16 protein-coding genes are annotated in these 15731 nt (G+C 71.9%); 12 read left to right on the forward strand and 4 right to left on the reverse strand.

What is annotated here, in order from left to right; genetic code table 11:
- The first annotated feature begins 226 nt into the window (after positions 1–226).
- Positions 227–931, forward strand: a complete 705-nt coding sequence (locus IL992_RS24980) for a hypothetical protein (RefSeq protein WP_193205820.1) — start codon at positions 227–229, stop codon at positions 929–931.
- Positions 928–1551, forward strand: a complete 624-nt coding sequence (locus IL992_RS24985; protein ID WP_193205821.1) for a hypothetical protein — start codon at positions 928–930, stop codon at positions 1549–1551. The genes IL992_RS24980 and IL992_RS24985 overlap by 4 nt, the downstream gene beginning before the upstream one ends.
- A gap of 495 nt (positions 1552–2046) precedes the next feature.
- Here IL992_RS24985 and IL992_RS24990 read toward each other — a convergent pair whose 3' ends face one another.
- The 4 genes from IL992_RS24990 to IL992_RS25005 all read right to left on the reverse strand — a co-directional run bounded on the left by IL992_RS24990 (position 2047) and on the right by IL992_RS25005 (position 5144).
- Positions 2047–2442 carry a VOC family protein gene (locus IL992_RS24990; RefSeq protein WP_193205822.1) on the reverse strand — a complete coding sequence of 132 codons (396 nt, stop codon included), beginning with the start codon at positions 2440–2442 and terminating at the stop codon, positions 2047–2049.
- Between the two features lie 216 nt (positions 2443–2658).
- On the reverse strand, positions 2659–3372 hold the full coding sequence (locus IL992_RS24995) for a helix-turn-helix transcriptional regulator (RefSeq protein WP_193205823.1): 714 nt from the start codon (positions 3370–3372) through the stop codon (positions 2659–2661).
- A gap of 227 nt (positions 3373–3599) precedes the next feature.
- Positions 3600–4058, reverse strand: a complete 459-nt coding sequence (locus IL992_RS25000) for a helix-turn-helix transcriptional regulator (RefSeq protein WP_193205824.1) — start codon at positions 4056–4058, stop codon at positions 3600–3602.
- 69 nt (positions 4059–4127) lie between these two features.
- Entirely contained in the window at positions 4128–5144 is a 1017-nt protein-coding gene (locus tag IL992_RS25005) for a PHP domain-containing protein (RefSeq protein WP_319018804.1), read from the reverse strand.
- Between the two features lie 132 nt (positions 5145–5276).
- Between IL992_RS25005 and IL992_RS25010 the strand changes: the two genes are divergently transcribed.
- The 10 genes from IL992_RS25010 (at position 5277) to IL992_RS25055 (ending at position 15682) form a co-directional block, all read left to right on the forward strand.
- Complete coding sequence (locus IL992_RS25010) at positions 5277–5756, forward strand: hypothetical protein (RefSeq protein ID WP_226873755.1); 480 nt, start codon at positions 5277–5279, stop codon at positions 5754–5756.
- 13 nt (positions 5757–5769) lie between these two features.
- Positions 5770–6933, forward strand: a complete 1164-nt coding sequence (locus IL992_RS25015; RefSeq protein ID WP_193205826.1) for a glutathionylspermidine synthase family protein — start codon at positions 5770–5772, stop codon at positions 6931–6933.
- Positions 6934–6944: 11 nt separating this feature from the next.
- On the forward strand, positions 6945–7418 hold the full coding sequence (locus IL992_RS25020) for a DUF350 domain-containing protein (RefSeq protein WP_193205827.1): 474 nt from the start codon (positions 6945–6947) through the stop codon (positions 7416–7418).
- Between the two features lie 224 nt (positions 7419–7642).
- A complete protein-coding gene (locus tag IL992_RS25025; RefSeq protein ID WP_193205828.1) occupies positions 7643–9292 on the forward strand; it encodes a DUF2079 domain-containing protein in 1650 nt (549 codons plus the stop codon).
- Between the two features lie 157 nt (positions 9293–9449).
- Entirely contained in the window at positions 9450–10619 is a 1170-nt protein-coding gene (locus IL992_RS25030) for a PucR family transcriptional regulator (RefSeq protein ID WP_226873781.1), read from the forward strand.
- Positions 10620–10736: 117 nt separating this feature from the next.
- Entirely contained in the window at positions 10737–11633 is an 897-nt protein-coding gene (locus IL992_RS25035) for an ACP S-malonyltransferase (protein WP_193205829.1), read from the forward strand.
- Positions 11630–12586, forward strand: a complete 957-nt coding sequence (locus IL992_RS25040; RefSeq protein WP_193205830.1) for a beta-ketoacyl-ACP synthase III — start codon at positions 11630–11632, stop codon at positions 12584–12586. The genes IL992_RS25035 and IL992_RS25040 overlap by 4 nt, the downstream gene beginning before the upstream one ends.
- A gap of 80 nt (positions 12587–12666) precedes the next feature.
- Entirely contained in the window at positions 12667–12906 is a 240-nt protein-coding gene (locus tag IL992_RS25045; RefSeq protein WP_079320816.1) for an acyl carrier protein, read from the forward strand.
- A gap of 110 nt (positions 12907–13016) precedes the next feature.
- Positions 13017–14249, forward strand: coding sequence for a beta-ketoacyl-ACP synthase II (gene fabF, locus IL992_RS25050; protein ID WP_193205831.1), 1233 nt, complete (start codon positions 13017–13019; stop codon positions 14247–14249).
- 14 nt (positions 14250–14263) lie between these two features.
- Positions 14264–15682 carry an acyl-CoA carboxylase subunit beta gene (locus IL992_RS25055; RefSeq protein ID WP_193205832.1) on the forward strand — a complete coding sequence of 473 codons (1419 nt, stop codon included), beginning with the start codon at positions 14264–14266 and terminating at the stop codon, positions 15680–15682.
- Positions 15683–15731: the final 49 nt, after the last annotated feature.

A 15731-nucleotide genomic window follows, 5' to 3' on the forward strand; every position in this document is an offset into this window, starting at 1 on the left:
CCATGGCCACAACTGGCCCTCCTCGCCCTCCTCATCCTGGCCTTCCTCACCATCCGCGTAACCAGCCGCCGGCGCCGCAGACGCATCGAGAAGCTGATCATCCTCAGCGGCCGCGGCACACCACTCGGGGCGTGAACACCTGAACGCGCGGACGGATCGACGCTCCCCGCGACACGTGTCATGGGCCCCCCATTCCACCCGATCAGCGTTATCCGCCCCTCAGGAGGTGGCGACCATCAACCGACCACCCAGACGACCGACGCCGGACCGGCGTCCGGCCCGCAACCGGGCACTCGGCTTCGCGGCCGCGTTCATGATCGGCGCGCTCACCGCCGGCGGTCTGGTCTTCGCGCTGACCCGGCCGACGTCCGTCGAGCAGATCGCCGACCGGCTCCGGGTCGAGGCCGCCCTCCGGGACAAGGCACAGATCAAGGAACTCACCCAGCTGGCCCGCTCCACCGGCGACCGGCTCCGTCCCGTGCTCGAGGGCCTGAACCGGGTCATGCCCGCAGACGGCACGGCCGGCCCGGCCGTGGTGACCTCCGGCGACGTCGCGAGCTGGCGGCAGACGGCGGACGCCGCCGTCGAAAGCTTCGCCGACCCGCCCTCGGGCGAGACCGCCACCAACATAGCGCGGTCCACTCTCGCCTCCGCCGTGCGCCAGCTCGCCACCGCCGTCGACACCTACGCGACCGCGCGGGAGCTCACCGGGCCGAGCCATTCGGCCGTGCTGGACCTCGCCGCACGGCAACGCACCGGCGCCCTGTTCACCTGGTCGGTCGGGGCCACCGCACTCGACGCCGTGAACATCGACGCGGGCTACGGACATCAGCACGTGTACCTGCCGGCCGCGCCCGGCGACGGAGTGCTCACCCCGGACTCCGAACCCGAGGGAAACCACGACGAACACGAAGGGCACCACGACTCGTGAACAAGGCATTGCGCTACACCATGGCCCTCCTGCTGGCAGGGCTCGCCCTGATGCTCGGCGCGCCGGCGGCCTCCGCCCACGGCGGACCGATCAAACTGGAGGTGACCGGGGACGGCGCGGACAACGTCAACGTCCTGGTCACCTATAAGGAGGACGACCACCCCGTCACGGCGATCGTCGTGGCGACGCTGGCCGCCAAATCCACCGACGGCCGCACCTTCGGACCGGTGCCGCTCAGGTCGGCGCCCGAGGGCCAGAACCTCTACCACGCCGCCGAGCCGCTGCCGGCCGGCGAATGGAAGGTCACCGTGAAGGCGACCGAGCCCTCCAAGGCGAGCAAGACGGTGAAGGTGAAGGCAGGAGTGGTCGCAGCCGTGCCCCAGGCGGCGACGACCACGCTCGCGCCGGACAAGGCGGCGGCGACCGGCCCCGCGCCCGACCAGGCTGCGGCCGGCGAATCCGCGACGGGTAAGACGGTGGACAGGGCGGCGGCCGCGTCCGCACAAGAGGCGGACGATTCGACGCCGCTCAAGATCGGCCTCATCGCTTTCGCGGCGGCCGTCGCCGTCGCGGCCTGGATCGTCCTCGCCCGTCGCAAGAACCTGTACAGCCGGCACTGAATGCGGCGCGATCCACGACCCGGCCACGACCGCCGGCTGCCTGGCACCGCCATCGCGCACGTGGCGATGCACCGCCGCCGGCCGCCCGTATCGGCACCTCGAACGGGCGGCCGGCGGACCCCACCCGGCCGGCGGAGGCGGGGGATGGCCGTCCGAGCGCCCTGACGGCCCGGAGGGGAAGGGCCCGGGGGAAGGCGCCGCAGGGGAAGCACGGGAGGGGGGATCCCGGCGGGCGCTCGGACGGCCTGGGTACGCTCCGGCCGGTCAGGCACCGGCCGTCGCGAAGATCAGAAATTTGCTCGCTCCAGCGTCATCACTCGGCTCTGCGTCACCGGCCTCGGTCACCGCGCCACCCATCGGATCGGAGACCGGCCGGCGTGAAGATCAGAAGTTGACTCCGCCGAGCGTCGCTCACCTGTCAGCGGCCTCGGCTGCCGGCACCGCCCAGGAGCGGGAACCGCCGGCATGAAGATCGGCGACCACGGGACGCGGGCCTCAGGAACCTGCCGGGGTGAAGACGCCGAAGAGGTTGCCGGACGTGTCGTGGAGGTAGGCGAAGTCGGGGGCGCCCTCGATGCCCACGACCTGGCTGAGCACCTTCCCGCCCAGGGCCTCCACCTTCCGGCAGGTCTCGGCCACGTCCCGCACGAGCACGGAGAAGACGGCATGGCCCGGCATGTCGCCACGGGTGCCGAACACGCCGCCACATACCTCGCCGTCACGGTCGTAGCTGATGAGCCGGTAGTCCATGCCCACGGCGGCCGAGTCCTCGTCGGTCCGGAACCGCCAGCCGAACAGGTCGCCGTAGAACCGCTGGACGCCCTCGGGGTCGTCGCTCGCGATCTCGAACCAGGCGACCGTGTTGACGGCGGGGGCGGCGGGAGTGGTCATCGTCGGTCTCTTTCTCTGTTGCCTTCTGTGGACGCTCGTTTCCCGCGCGACGGCGCTCGTGCTCCATCTGCGGATGGCGGGCGGCGTGACGAGCGGGGAAGGCGCTCGATCGACCGTGGCGGGGTCCGTCGTCGCGTGAGTAGAGCCTCCCGCCCTTCGGCGACACCCCCCTGTCGGTGTTTCCAGAAATCCACGAACATATTTTCGAATCAGTGGTCAGTCCAGCACCGGCGTCCGCGCGATCATGTCGGGCACGCCGGCGTCGAACGCCTCCAGGGGCCGGCCGGGCACCGGATCTTCGGTGAGGACGGCCTCGGCGATCCGGTCGAGCCGGAAGACGCGGACGGCGTCGCGCAGCCGGCACCAGGCCACCAGGTACCACCACCCGCTCCGCCCGCCGACGAACGCCCCGGGCTCCACATTCCTGGTGGTCAGCACACCCTGCGCGTCGCCGTAGTGGATGCGTAAGACGACGCCCTTGAGCAGGGCCTCCTCGATGACCCGCCCGATCGACCCGGTGTATCGGGACTCCGGCTTGTCCTCGGTGAGGATCTGCACCCGGGCGGCCAGTTGCCGGGCCCGCTCCCCTTCCGGGCCGGGCATGGCGGCGACGAGTTTGCGCAGCGCACTGCGCGCCTCGTCGGCGAAGGGCTGCTGTTCTGTGCGGCTGAGAGCGATCGCCACCGCCACGGCCTCGGCGGGGGTGAAGTTGAGCGGGGGCAGGGACATGCTCTTGTCCAGCGCGTACCCTCCCCTGCGCCCGACCTCCGCGTAGATGGGCACGCCGGCCTGCTGCAGCGCGGAGATGTCCCGCTCGATGGTCCGCGAGCTCACCTCGAAGCGCAGGGCGAGCTCACGCGCGGACCGGCAGCGCGGGGAGATCGCCCGCAGGTCCTCGACGATCGCATAGAGCCGGTCGGTACGGTTCACGCCGCAGAGGGTAGGCCACCCCACCGACATTTCTCGCTGACGCGTTCGACTACCTCGCATCGACGCACGTCGGCACGGACATCCGACCGGCGCCCGTCCACCCGGGTCGCGGACCCGCACGCCCTGACGACTCCCGCCGGCCGCGCCCGGTCCCGGCCATGCCGCCCGCGTCTCCAGCCGTACGCACGCCGCGTCCCAGCGCCGCGAGCAGTCAACGGACGGCCGGCTCAGCCGCCGACGGCCTCGGCGAGCTCGGCCAGGCGGTCGCGGCCCGGCTCGGGGAAGCGCTCGTCCATGACCTCGGCCCAGGAGATCCGGTCGAGCCGGAAGACGCGCACGTCGTCACGCAGCCGGCACCAGGCCACCAGATACCAGTGCCCGCCCCGGCCACCGAGGCAGATGCTGGGCTCGACGTCCCTGACGGTGGGCACGCCCTTGCTGTTGACGTACTCCAGGCGCAGCACGTGCCGCCAGCGCAGCGCCCTGTCGATGGCGCGCTTCACGGCGTCGGGGCCCGCGAGCGCGTACCCGCCCTGGTCGAGCCGGATCGGGACACCGGCCTCCCGGAGCTTCGCGACGTCGCGCACGACGGTGCTCTTGCTGACCCCGAGGCGCGAGGCGAGCTCGCGGGCCGACAGGCATCCGGCGGATTCCAGCTCCTTCACCAGCGCGTCGCGGCGTTTCATGATTCGACGCTACGTCGATCAGTCCGACGAAACCCGCCCAACACACCTCACTCGGACGCCACAGGACTATCACCCCAAGTCCGCAGCAGTCCCCCAGGGACGGGTGTTGCGGACGCGCTCCGCCGGTATCCCGCACAGGGCCGCGCGCTCGCAGCCGAACCGCTGCCAGTCGAGCTGGCCTGGCGCGTGCGCGTCGGAGTCGATCGCGAACTCGCAGCCCATCTCGTACGCCAGCCGCATCAGGCGCTTGGGCGGGTCGAGCCGGTCGGGCCGGGAGTTGATCTCCACCGCGACCCCGAAACTCCGGCACGCCTCGAAGACGATCTCGGCGTCGAACCGCGACTCCGGCCGCCCCCGTCCGCGTACGACCCGGCCGGTGCAGTGCCCGAGGACGTCCACGTGGGGGTCGGCCACCGCCGTGACCATCCGCCGGGTCATGTCCGCGGCGTCCATCCGCAGCAGCGAGTGGACGCTCGCCACCACGACGTCGAGCCGTTCGAGCAGCTCCGGCTCCTGGTCGAGCGAGCCGTCGGTGTCGATGTCCACCTCGATGCCGGTCAGGATGCGGAACGGCGGGCCGCCGTCCCCCGCGTACCGCTCGTTGAGTTCGGCGACCACGTCGAGTTGCCGCCGCAGCCGGTCGGCGGACAGGCCGTGCGCGACGGTCAGCCGGGGCGAGTGGTCGGTCAGCGCCAGGTACTCGTGACCGAGCGCGCGGGCGGCGTCGGCCATCTCCTCGATGGGCGATCCGCCGTCCGACCAGTCGGAGTGGCTGTGGAAGTCGCCGCGCAGCGCCGACCGCAGCGCCTGCGCGGCCTCGTCGAGGTCGACGTCCTTGGTGTCCTCGAGCCGCCGCAGGTAGGTCGGCACGGCGCCGTCCAGCGCCTCGGTGATGGCCAGGGCCGTGACCTTGCCGATGCCCCGCATGTCGGTCAGGCCGCCGGTGCGCGCGAGCCGTACCAGCTCCTCCCGGGGCAGGTACTCGATCGCGGCGGCGGCGCCCCGGAAGGCGCGCACGCGGTAGGTCGGCTCGCCGGCCCGTTCCAGCAGGAAGGCGATGCGCTTCAGTGCCTCGACGGGATCCACATCCGGGACGCTACCCGGCGTACGGCATCTCAGCCGGGCGGACATAACAGACCGATCAGGAACCCCGCGGCGGCCTGTCCCGTTCGTCCAGCGAGACGATAATGTGTGCCGATCTCGACAGCAGGAGCCCGATTGGCAGAACCCGGGGAGAGCCCCCCACCGAAGACGACGCCACCCGACGGCTCCTCCTTGCCCACCCATCCCATGGCCATGGGCACGCCGCGGCCGGAGACGCCGCCGCCCTCGAGCGGCATCAAGTCCTCCACGGCGATCAAGCTCGGCACCCTGGGCGTGCTGTCCGTGCTCGTCGTCGGCTTCTGCGCGGCGCAGGACGACTACGAGGAGGTCGGCGCGGACTGCGTGGACACCTCGACGCTCAACCCGGACGGGTCGTACCTGGTCGTCGACGACGACTACTGCGACGACGACGACGGCCACAGCCACTACTCCGGCTCGCACGGCGCGTACCGCTGGTATTACGGCGGCACCCACAGCGGCGGGAGGGTCTACCGCGGCACGACGGTCCGGCCGGCCGACGCCCAGATCACGACCCGGTCGGGGCGGGTCGTGCAGCGGGGCGGCTTCGGCTTCCACTCCGGCGGCGGCGGCTGAGCGGGGCCGGAACGTGCGCAGGCTGACCTCGGCGCCCAGGGAGAACTGGGCCGCCCTCATCGAGTCACAGGGGCTCGCGTTCCACCGCTCCGCCCACCCCGAGGGCCTCACCCGGCCCTACTGGGACGAGAGCGTCCACTACGTCTTCACGATGGACGAGGTCCTCGCCTTGGAGGAGCAGGTCGAGGAACTGCACCGGATGTGCCTGGCCGCGGCCGACCACATCGTGGCCTCCGACCGGTTCGCCGACCTCGGCATCCCGCCCCACTGCCGCGCGGCCGTCGCGGAGTCGTGGCGGCGACGCGACCCGCACGTCTTCGGCCGGTTCGACCTGCGCTACGACGGCACGGGACCGGCCAAGCTGCTGGAGTACAACGCCGACACCCCGACCAGCCTGGTCGAGAGCTCCGTCGTGCAGTGGTTCTGGCTGAAGGACGTGTATCCCGAAGACGACCAGTGGAACTCGATCCACGAGCGCCTCATCGACCGCTGGAAGTCCCTGACGCTCCAGACGGGCCCGGCCCACTTCGCGTGGACCAGCGCCGACGAGACGGGCGAGGAGGCGATGACCATCGGCTACCTCCAGGAGACCGCGGAGCAGGCCGGGCTCGTCACGGCGGCGATCGCCATGGAGGACATCGGCTGGGACGCGCTCAACCGCCGCTTCGTCGACATGGAGCACCGGGTCGTCCGCACGCTGTGCAAGCTGTACCCCTGGGAGTGGATCGTCGCCGAGCCGTTCGCGCCGCACGCGCTCGCGCAGCAGATCTCGATGACGTGGATCGAGCCGCTGTGGAAGATGCTGCTGTCCAACAAGGCCCTGCTGGCGATCCTCTGGGAGCTGTACCCGGGCCACCCGAACCTGCTGCCCGCCTACCTCGACGGTCCCCGCGAGCTGGCCGGCGGACCCGGCTACGTGCGCAAGCCGCTGCTCGGCCGCGAGGGCGCCTCGATGCGGATCGCCGCACCGGGCGTCGAGGTGGAGACCGAGGGCGACTACGGCAGGGAGGGATTCGTCTACCAGGAGTTCCTGCCGTTGCCGGACTTCGACGGCTGGCGTCCGGTGCTCGGGGCGTGGATGGTCGACGACGAGTCGGCCGGGCTCGGCATCCGGGAGACCTCCGGCCTCGTCACCGACGACACGTCCTCTTTCGTCCCCCATCGCATCCACGGCTGAAAGCGAACCTCATGCCCACTCCAGAGCCTCTCCTGCCGCCCGACGCGGGGGCCACCTCCATCGCCGACGTGCTCACGCACGGCGCCCTGGCGATCCTCGCGTACGCCATCCTGGGCGTGCTGCTGCTCGTCGCCGGGTTCTACGTCGTGGACCTGGCGACGCCCGGGCGCCTCAGCAAGATCATCCGTACCGACCGCAATCCCAACGCCACGGTGCTGGCCGCCTCCAGCGTCGCCGGCGTCGGACTCGTCGTGGCGGCCTCCATCTGGTCGTCGGGCGGCGCGCTGCGCGAGGGGCTGCTCGCGACGCTCGTGTTCGGCCTGGTGGGCATCGCCGTGCAGACGCTCGGCATGGTGGCCTTCGACAAGGTCGCCGGCATCTCGGTGCGTGAGCTCGTCCGCGAGACCACGCTGCAGCCCGCCGCCGTCCTCCTCGGCGTGACGCACTTCTTCATCGGCCTCATCACGGCCGTCGCCGTCATCTGACCCGCCGACACCAGGGGACGACCCCGGACCCCCGCAAGGGCCGGTCGGACGATCCTCGCTTCGCCGCGGGTCATCCGACGCGCACGGACGTCGTCCCGTGCCGGTGAAAGATTCATCGGCACACGGGAGGAGGCCCAGGTGGGAGCATCGGGCGTCCCGGCGAGGATTTTCCGGGGATACGCGCATATAGACCGTTCCCGCCCGAAGGGCCTACTCTCCTCCTCGTGATCACGGGGACCGCGACGTCCGGGCAACCGGCGGAGGAGCCACCCCGGAAAGGCAGCGACCCCGACGACACACTGGAGGCAGCCGCCGTGGACGGAACGGCCGTCGCGGAGCCCGGAGACACCGCAGGCACCCGGGCAGCCGGCGAGGCGGAGCCCGGAGACACAGTCGGCGCCACGGCCGCCGTCGCACCGGAGGAACGGCCGGACGGCGAGGCGGCCCCGGGCCCCGTCGCGCGGAGGTTCTGGAGGTCGCACCGCCACTTGATCGCGCTGTCCGTGCTCTGCGCGCTGTCGGCGGCCCTGAACTGGACCCTCTCCCTGCTCAGGTTCGCCCATTTCCAGGTGAGCACCTACGACCTGGTCATCTTCGACCAGGCGGTGCGCGGATACTCGCACTTCTCGGCGCCCACGGTGCCGCTGCGCGGGGTCACCGGCGGCCTCGGCATGGACTACATCCAGCTCGCCGACCACTTCTCGCCGATCCTGGCCGTGCTGGCGCCCCTCTACTGGCTGCACGACGGGCCCGAGACGCTGCTCGTGACGCAGGCCGTGCTGTTCGCCCTGGCCATCCCGTTCGTGTGGATGTTCACCCGCCGCGTGCTGGGCACGCCGCACGCCTACCTCGTCTCCGTGGCGTACGCCATCTCCTGGCCGATCGCGCAGGCGACGGCGGTGGAGTTCCACGAGGTGGCCTTCGTGCCGCTGCTGAGCGCGATCGCCGTCGAACGGCTGCACGCCGGGCGGCGGCTGCCCGGCCTGCTCGCGGTGCTCGGCCTGCTGCTCACCAAGGAGGACCTGGGCCTCATGGTGGCGGGCCTCGGCGTCTGGCTGTTCCTCACCGGGCAGCGCAGGCTCGGCGCCGGGCTGGTCTTCACCGGGGTGGCCGCGTTCGAGGTGGTGCGCAAGTTCGTGATCCCCCTGGCGGGCGGCAACCCGGCGTACTACACGCGCTACTCCAAGCTCGGCGAGGACCTGCCGCAGATGCTGTGGAGCGCCGTCACGCGGCCGCACCAGTTCGTGGCCATGCTCTTCGACGACCACTCGAAGTGGGACACCTGGGGCCTGCTGCTGTGGCCGGCGCTGTTCCTGTGCCTGCTGTCCCCGCTGGTCCTGGCGGCGCTGCCGCTGATCCTGGAGCGGCTGCTGGCCGACTCGGACAACTGGTGGTCGACCGGCTGGCACTACGACGCGTTCGTGGTGGTGATCCTGCTGATGGCCGGGGTGGACGGCGCGGCACGGCTCATCCGGTGGCTGGAGCGGCGCGGGGTGCCGCGCCCCGGGCACGGCCTGCGGCTCGCCTACGCCGCCGCGGTCTTCGCGGTCGCGGTCACCACGGTCCCCTACCGGCCGTTCGACAACCTGATGAGCCCGGACTTCTACCATCCCGACCCGCGTACGGAGGCCCGGGAGCAGGCCATGAGCATGGTCCCCGACGGCGTGGTGGTGGAGGCGACCGACGACTTCGGCGCGCGGCTGTCCGGCCGGACGACCGTGCTGTGGTGGGACTACCAGAAGCGGGGCACGCCCTGGATCGTGGCCTCGGTCAACAACGACCTGCGCGGCGTGGTGGACAGCTACCTGAACGAGGGCTACGAGCTGCGACTCGACCGGGACGACATCGTCGTCCTGCACCGCATCGGCTCCTGAGGCCGCGGGCCGCCGTTCCGACCTGCGGCGACATCGTCCACACCCCCGTACGGCACGATCACCGTGATGACCTGGCACGCTAGAGGGCGTGAGCGAGCGGGGCGCGTGGAACGGCGGACAGGTGCGTGCGGACGGGCAGGGCGACGACGTCGTCCGGATGACCGGAGACGGTGTGCCGATGAGCGACAAGATCCGGGAGGACACGGCGCGGCGGCTCGACCGGGCCATGGGCAGCCTCGGGACGGCCGCGATGGCCAGGATGGAAGAGCGGCTGGCCTGGTATCGCGCGCTGTCGGCGGAGGACAGGTCGTGGGTCGGCCTGGTGGCGCAGGCCGGCATCGCGGCGTTCGTGGAGTGGTTCGGCCACGCGGGCGAGGGGCGGCCCACGCCGAGCATCGAGTTCTTCGGCACCGCGCCGCGCGAGCTCAAGCGCAGCGTGTCGCTCCAGCAGACGGTCGACCTCGTCCGCATCGTCGTCGAGGTCGTCGAGGCCCAGGTCGAGGAGCTGGCCGCGCCCGGCGGCGCGGAGCTGCTGCGGCACGCGATGCTGCGCTACACGCGCGACGTCGCCTTCGCCGCCGCCCAGGTGTACGCCAGGGAGGCCGAGGCGCGCGGCTCCTGGGACGCCCGGCTGGAGGCGCTGATCGTGGACGCGCTCGTGCGCGGCCAGGTCGACGACGGGCTCCACTCATGGGCCGCCGCGCTCGGCTGGACCTCCGCGCCGGTCGTCGTCTTCGCCGGGTACGCCCCCGACGAGGACCCGCAGAGCGTCATCGACGGGCTGCGCGACAAGGGGCGGCGCCTCGGCCACGAGCTGCTCGCCGGAGTGCAGGGCGACCGGCTCATCGTCATCGTGGGCGGCGCGGACGGCGTCAAGGACGCGGCGCGCGGCGTGGTGGCGCGCTTCGGCCCCGGGCCCGTCGTGATCGGGCCGGAGGTGCCCGACCTGCACGCGGCGGCCAGGTCGGCCCGCGCCGCCATCGCGGGCCTGCGTGCCGCCGCCGGCTGGCCCGACGCCCCGCGCCCGGTGCTCGCCGAGGATCTGCTGGCCGAGCGCGCGCTGGACGGCGACGAGGACGCCCGGGCCCAGCTGGTGGAGAACGTCTACAAGCCGCTCGCCGGGACCCCGCTGCTCGACACGCTCGCGACGTACCTGGAGCAGGGGACCTCTCTCGAGGCGACGGCCCGGCTGCTGTTCGTCCATCCCAACACCGTGCGGTACCGTCTACGTAAGATCACGGAACTGACCGGGTACCAGCCCACGGAGGGGCGGTCCGCATTCACCCTCCAAGTGGGTCTCATACTCGGGCGCCTGTCCGTAACCTGAGCCGGGTGCCTTAATCTCCTCGACACCGAAACTGTAGGGACCCCACAACGCGGCGGCCACAAAGTTCGTTCGGATCTCCATCAGTGTGGTGAACCTCTACAGGGCAGGGTTGAGTACGTGCTCGTCATCGTCGCTCCGGGCCAAGGCGCCCAAACCCCAGGATTCCTCAGTCCGTGGCTCGAGATCCCCGAGTTCCGCGACCGTATCTCCGCGTGGTCGGAGATCGTGGAGCTCGATCTCGTGACGTACGGGACGACCGCCGGCGCCGACGAGATCCGCGACACCGCCGTGGCCCAGCCCCTGCTCGTGGCGGCCGCTCTGGCGTCGTTCGAGACGCTCGGGGTCCGGCCGGACATGGTCGCGGGGCACAGTGTGGGCGAGCTCGCCGCCGCGGCGATCGCCGGGGTGCTGACCCCCGAGCAGTCCCTCGCCCTGGTGCGCGAGCGCGGCCGGGCCATGGCCAAGGCCGCCGCCGTCACCGAGACCGGCATGAGCGCGGTGCTCGGCGGCTCGGAGGAGGACGTGCTCGCCGCGATCTCCAAGCACGGGCTGACCCCCGCCAACAGGAACGGCGCGGGCCAGATCGTCGCGGGCGGCACCCGGGCGCAGTTGGAGGCCTTCGCGGCCGAGCCGCCGGAGAAGGCGCGGGTGCGCCCCCTGGCGGTCGCCGGAGCCTTCCACACCGTCCACATGGCGCCCGCCGTCGACCACCTGCGCGCCGAGGCCGCGGCCCTCACCCCCGCGGACCCGTCGGTCACGCTGCTGTCCAACTCCGACGGCGCGGCCGTCGCCGGAGGAGGCGAGTTCCTGGACCGGCTGGTGAACCAGGTGGCCAACCCGGTCCGGTGGGACGCCTGCATGGCGACGATGGCCGAGCGCGGCGTCACCGCCGTGATCGAGCTGCTGCCCGGCGGCACGCTGACGGGCCTGGCCCGGCGGGCCCTGCCCGGTGTGAAGACCGTGGCGCTCAAGACCCCTGACGACCTGGACACCGCCCGGGAGGTGCTGAAGTGAGGCTCGGTCAAGGCGCCCCCGCGGCGAGGATCCTCGCCTTCGGCGGCTACCAGCCCGCCCAGGTCGTGACCAACGACGACCTCGCCGCCCGGCTCGACACCAACGACGAGTGGATCCAGAGTCGCGTCGGCATCAAGGAACGCCGCGTGGCGGGCCCGCAGGAGTCGGAGATCGACCTCGCGGTGCAGGCGGGCGGCAAGGCCCTGGCGGCCAGCGGCCTGTCCAGCGACGACATCGACCTGGTGATCGTGGCGACCTGCACGATCGAGGCCCCGATTCCCAACGCCGCCGGCCGCGTCGCCCACCGGCTCGGCATCACCGCCCCCGGCGCCTACGACCTCAACGCCGCCTGCGCCGGGTTCTGCTACGCGCTGGCCGCCGCCTCCGACGCGGTGCGGTCGGGCTCGGCGACCAACGTGCTGGTCGTCGGCAGCGAGAAGCTCACCCAGTGGGTCGACGGCGAAGACCGGTCGACCGTCGTGATCTTCGCCGACGGCGCGGGCGCCGCGGTCGTGGGCCCCTCCGACCGGCCGGGCATCGGCCCGGTCGCCTGGGGCAGCGCCGGCGACAAGGCTGAGGCGATCATGATCAAGGACCGCCGGTCCTTCCTCCATCAGGAAGGCCAGACGGTGTTCCGCTGGGCCACCACCGCGCTTCACCCGGTGGCCAAGCTCGCCTGCGAACGTGCGGGCGTGGACCCCGCCGACCTGGCCGCCTTCGTCCCGCACCAGGCGAACCTGCGGATCGTCGAGGCCATCGCGCGCAAGCTGGGCGCCGACAACGCCGTCGTCGCCAGGGACATCGTGCTCGCCGGCAACACCTCCGCCGCGTCGATCCCGCTCGCGCTCTCGCGCATGATCGAGCGCGGCGAGGTCCAGTCGGGGGGCCTGGCCCTGCTGCTGGGCTTCGGCGCCGGCCTCACTTACGCCTCCCAGGTGATCGAGATCCCCTGAGGAACGTGTACGGCCTGCCGTACACAGCTGGGGCAACCCAGGAAACCCGGAAGACAGCAAATCCAAGGAGTAGTCGCGACATGGCACTGACCGAGCAGGAGATCCTCGCGGGCCTCGGCAAGATCATCAACGAGATCACCGGCATTTCGGCCGACGAGGTCACGCCGGAGAAGAGCTTCGTGGACGACCTGGACATCGACTCGCTCTCCATGGTCGAGATCGCCGTCGCGGCCCAGGACGAGTTCGGCGTCGAGATCCCCGACGACCAGCTCAAGCACCTGAAGACCGTCAAGGACGTCATCAACTTCATCCAGGCCTAGGACCTTAGGTCACACGACGGCCGCGCGGACGTGCCCGCCCCGCCTCCGGCGAGGCGACAGGGCGCGTCCGGCCCCCTTTCACGCCCCGATACCAAGAGGAGTGCAGACAAGTGAGTAAGGACCGGGTACGTGTCGTAGTCACCGGGCTCGGCGCGACGACGCCCCTCGGTGGAGACGTCGCATCGACCTGGTCGGCGCTCCTCGAGGGGCGGTCGGGCATCCGCACGCTCACCGAGGACTGGGTCGACACCGTGCCGGTGAAGTTCGCCGGTGTGGCGGCCGTCGATCCCGGCGAGGTGCTTCCCCGGCCCGAGGCCAGGAGGCTCGACCGGGCCGAGCAGTTCGCCCTGATCGCCGCCAGGCAGGCCTGGCAGGACGCGGGCGCCCCCGAGGTGGACGGGGAGCGGCTGGGCGTGGTGGTCGGCAGCGGCATCGGCGGCATCGGAACGATCCTGTCCGCCTACGACCTCTACCGGGAGAAGGGCTGGAACCGGCTGTCGCCGTTCACCGTGCCCATGCTCATGCCCAACGGCTCGGCCGGTTGGATCAGCATCGAACTGGGCGCCAAGGCCGGCGCGCACGCCACGGTCAGCGCCTGCGCCACCGGCGCCGAGTCCATCGGCTACGGCATCGACATGATCCGCTCCGGCCGGGCCGACATCGTGGTCGCCGGCGGCACCGAGGCGGCGATCCACGGTCTGAACGTCGCGTCGTTCGCCGCGGCGCGGGCCATGTCGACCCGCAACGACGAGCCCGAGCGCGCCTCCCGCCCGTTCGACAAGGGCCGCGACGGCTTCGTGCTCGGCGAGGGCGCGGGCATCGTGGTGCTGGAGTCGGAGGAGCACGCCCTGGCTCGCGGCGCCCGCATCTACGCCGTGGCGGCCGGAGCCGGTTACACCAGCGACGCCTACCACATCACCGGGCTGGACCCGGACGGCAAGGGCGGCAGGGAGGCCATGCTCCGGGCCCTCAGGAATGCGGACCTCGCCCCGTCGGACGTCGTCCACGTCAACGCCCACGCCACGTCGACCCCGCTCGGCGACGAGATCGAGGCCCGTGCGATCAAGGAGGCCATCGGCGGCCACGCGATCGTCACCGCCACCAAGTCGATGACCGGCCACCTCCTCGGCGGCGCCGGGGGCATCGAGTCGATCTTCACCATTCTCGCCCTGCACGAGCGGCTCGTGCCGGCCATCGCGAACCTGGACGACCCGGCCGACGGCATCGAGGTCGACCTCGTACGCGGCGAACCCCGCAAGCTCGAGGGCGATCAGCTCGCCGCGATCAACAACTCCTTCGGGTTCGGCGGACACAACGTCGCCGTGGCCTTCACGACGTTTTGACAAGGGAGTCTCGAATGACAGTGCTGGACAGCAGAACGGTGGCCGACGCCGCCGAAGCGGCCGCCGTCGACGCCCGTGACCCCCTGGTGCGCCTCGGCCACCTGCTGGACGAGGGCTCGATCCGGCCGATCACCCCCGAGGACAAGAGCGGCGTGCGGGCGGTGACCGGGCGCATCGAGGGCGTGCCGGTCGTGGCGTTCTGCAGCGACGCCCGGGTCCAGGGCGGCGCGATGGGCTCGGAGGGCTGCGAGCACATCGTCCACGCCTACGACGTGGCCGTGCGCGAGCGGGTGCCGATCATCGGCGTGTGGCACTCCGGCGGCGCTCGGCTCGCCGAGGGCGCGGAGTCGCTGCACGCGGTCGGCCGGGTGTTCGCCGCCATGACCAAGGCCTCCGGCGTCGTTCCCCAGATCTCCGTCGTGGTCGGCCCGGTGGCCGGCGGCGGTGCCTACGGCCCGGCCCTGACCGACATCGTGATCCTTGCCGACAACGGCCGCATCTTCGTCACCGGGCCGGACGTCGTGCGCAGCGTGACCGGCGAGCAGACCGACATGGCCTCGCTCGGCGGGCCGGAGCCGCACAGCAAGCGCAGCGGCGTCGTCCACGTCGTCGCCAAGAGCGAAGGTGAGGCCCTGCTCAGGGCCCGCCAGCTCGCTTGCCTGCTCGGCCACCAGGGCCGGATGCGCGAGGTGGACGAGGTCGACTTCAGCAGCCTGCTCCCCGAGAACCCGCGCCGCGCGTACGACGTGCACCCGCTGGTGAACGGGCTGCTCGACGAGCCCGGCGTGGAGTTGCACCCCAAGTGGGCGCCGAACATCGTCACCACCCTGGGCCGGCTCGGTGGCCGCACGGTCGGCGTCATCGCCAACAACCCCATGCGGCTCGGCGGCTGCCTCGACTCCACCTCCGCGGAGAAGGCCGCCCGGTTCGTTCGGATGTGCGATGCCTTCGGGGTGCCGCTGGTGGTGCTCGTGGACGTGCCCGGTTACCTGCCCGGCGTCGGCCAGGAACACGACGGCATCGTCCGGCGCGGCGCGAAGCTGCTGCACGCGTTCGCCGAGGCCTCGGTGCCGAGGGTGACGCTGATCACCCGTAAGGCGTTCGGCGGCGCCTACATCGCGATGAACTCCCGCGCACTGGGCGCGACCCGCGTGTTCGCCTGGCCGACCGCCGAGGTGGCCGTCATGGGTGCGGTCGCGGCCGTCCGCGTCCTCAAGCGGCGCGAGCTCGCCGCCGCTCCCGAGGAGGAGCGCTCCGCGCTCGAGGCCCGGCTGGCCGAGGAGCACGAGAAGACGGCGGGCGGCCTCCAGCGCGCCCTCGACCTCGGCGTGATCGACGAGGTGATCGAGCCGGCCAAGACGCGCGGCATGATCGCCCGGGTGCTCGCCCAGGCCACCCCGGCCCGCGGCGCCCACGGCAACATCCCGCTCTGACGACGTACCGGAAGCGCCGGTCCCCGAATCCGGGGACCGGCGCTTTCGC

This window comes from Microbispora sitophila, from assembly GCF_014892245.1.
Taxonomy (GTDB): domain Bacteria; phylum Actinomycetota; class Actinomycetes; order Streptosporangiales; family Streptosporangiaceae; genus Microbispora; species Microbispora siamensis.

Bases quoted from the DNA above. Each gene is read 5' to 3' on its own strand.
- IL992_RS24990 (WP_193205822.1), bottom strand. From the start codon at position 2,442: ATGACCACTCCCGCCGCCCCCGCCGTCAACACGGTCGCCTGGTTCGAG.
- IL992_RS25000 (WP_193205824.1), bottom strand. From the start codon at position 4,058: ATGAAACGCCGCGACGCGCTGGTGAAGGAGCTGGAATCCGCCGGATGC.
- IL992_RS25020 (WP_193205827.1), top strand. From the start codon at position 6,945: ATGCCCACTCCAGAGCCTCTCCTGCCGCCCGACGCGGGGGCCACCTCC.
- IL992_RS25030 (WP_226873781.1), top strand. From the start codon at position 9,450: ATGACCGGAGACGGTGTGCCGATGAGCGACAAGATCCGGGAGGACACG.
- IL992_RS25045 (WP_079320816.1), top strand. From the start codon at position 12,667: ATGGCACTGACCGAGCAGGAGATCCTCGCGGGCCTCGGCAAGATCATC.
- IL992_RS25055 (WP_193205832.1), top strand. From the start codon at position 14,264: ATGACAGTGCTGGACAGCAGAACGGTGGCCGACGCCGCCGAAGCGGCC.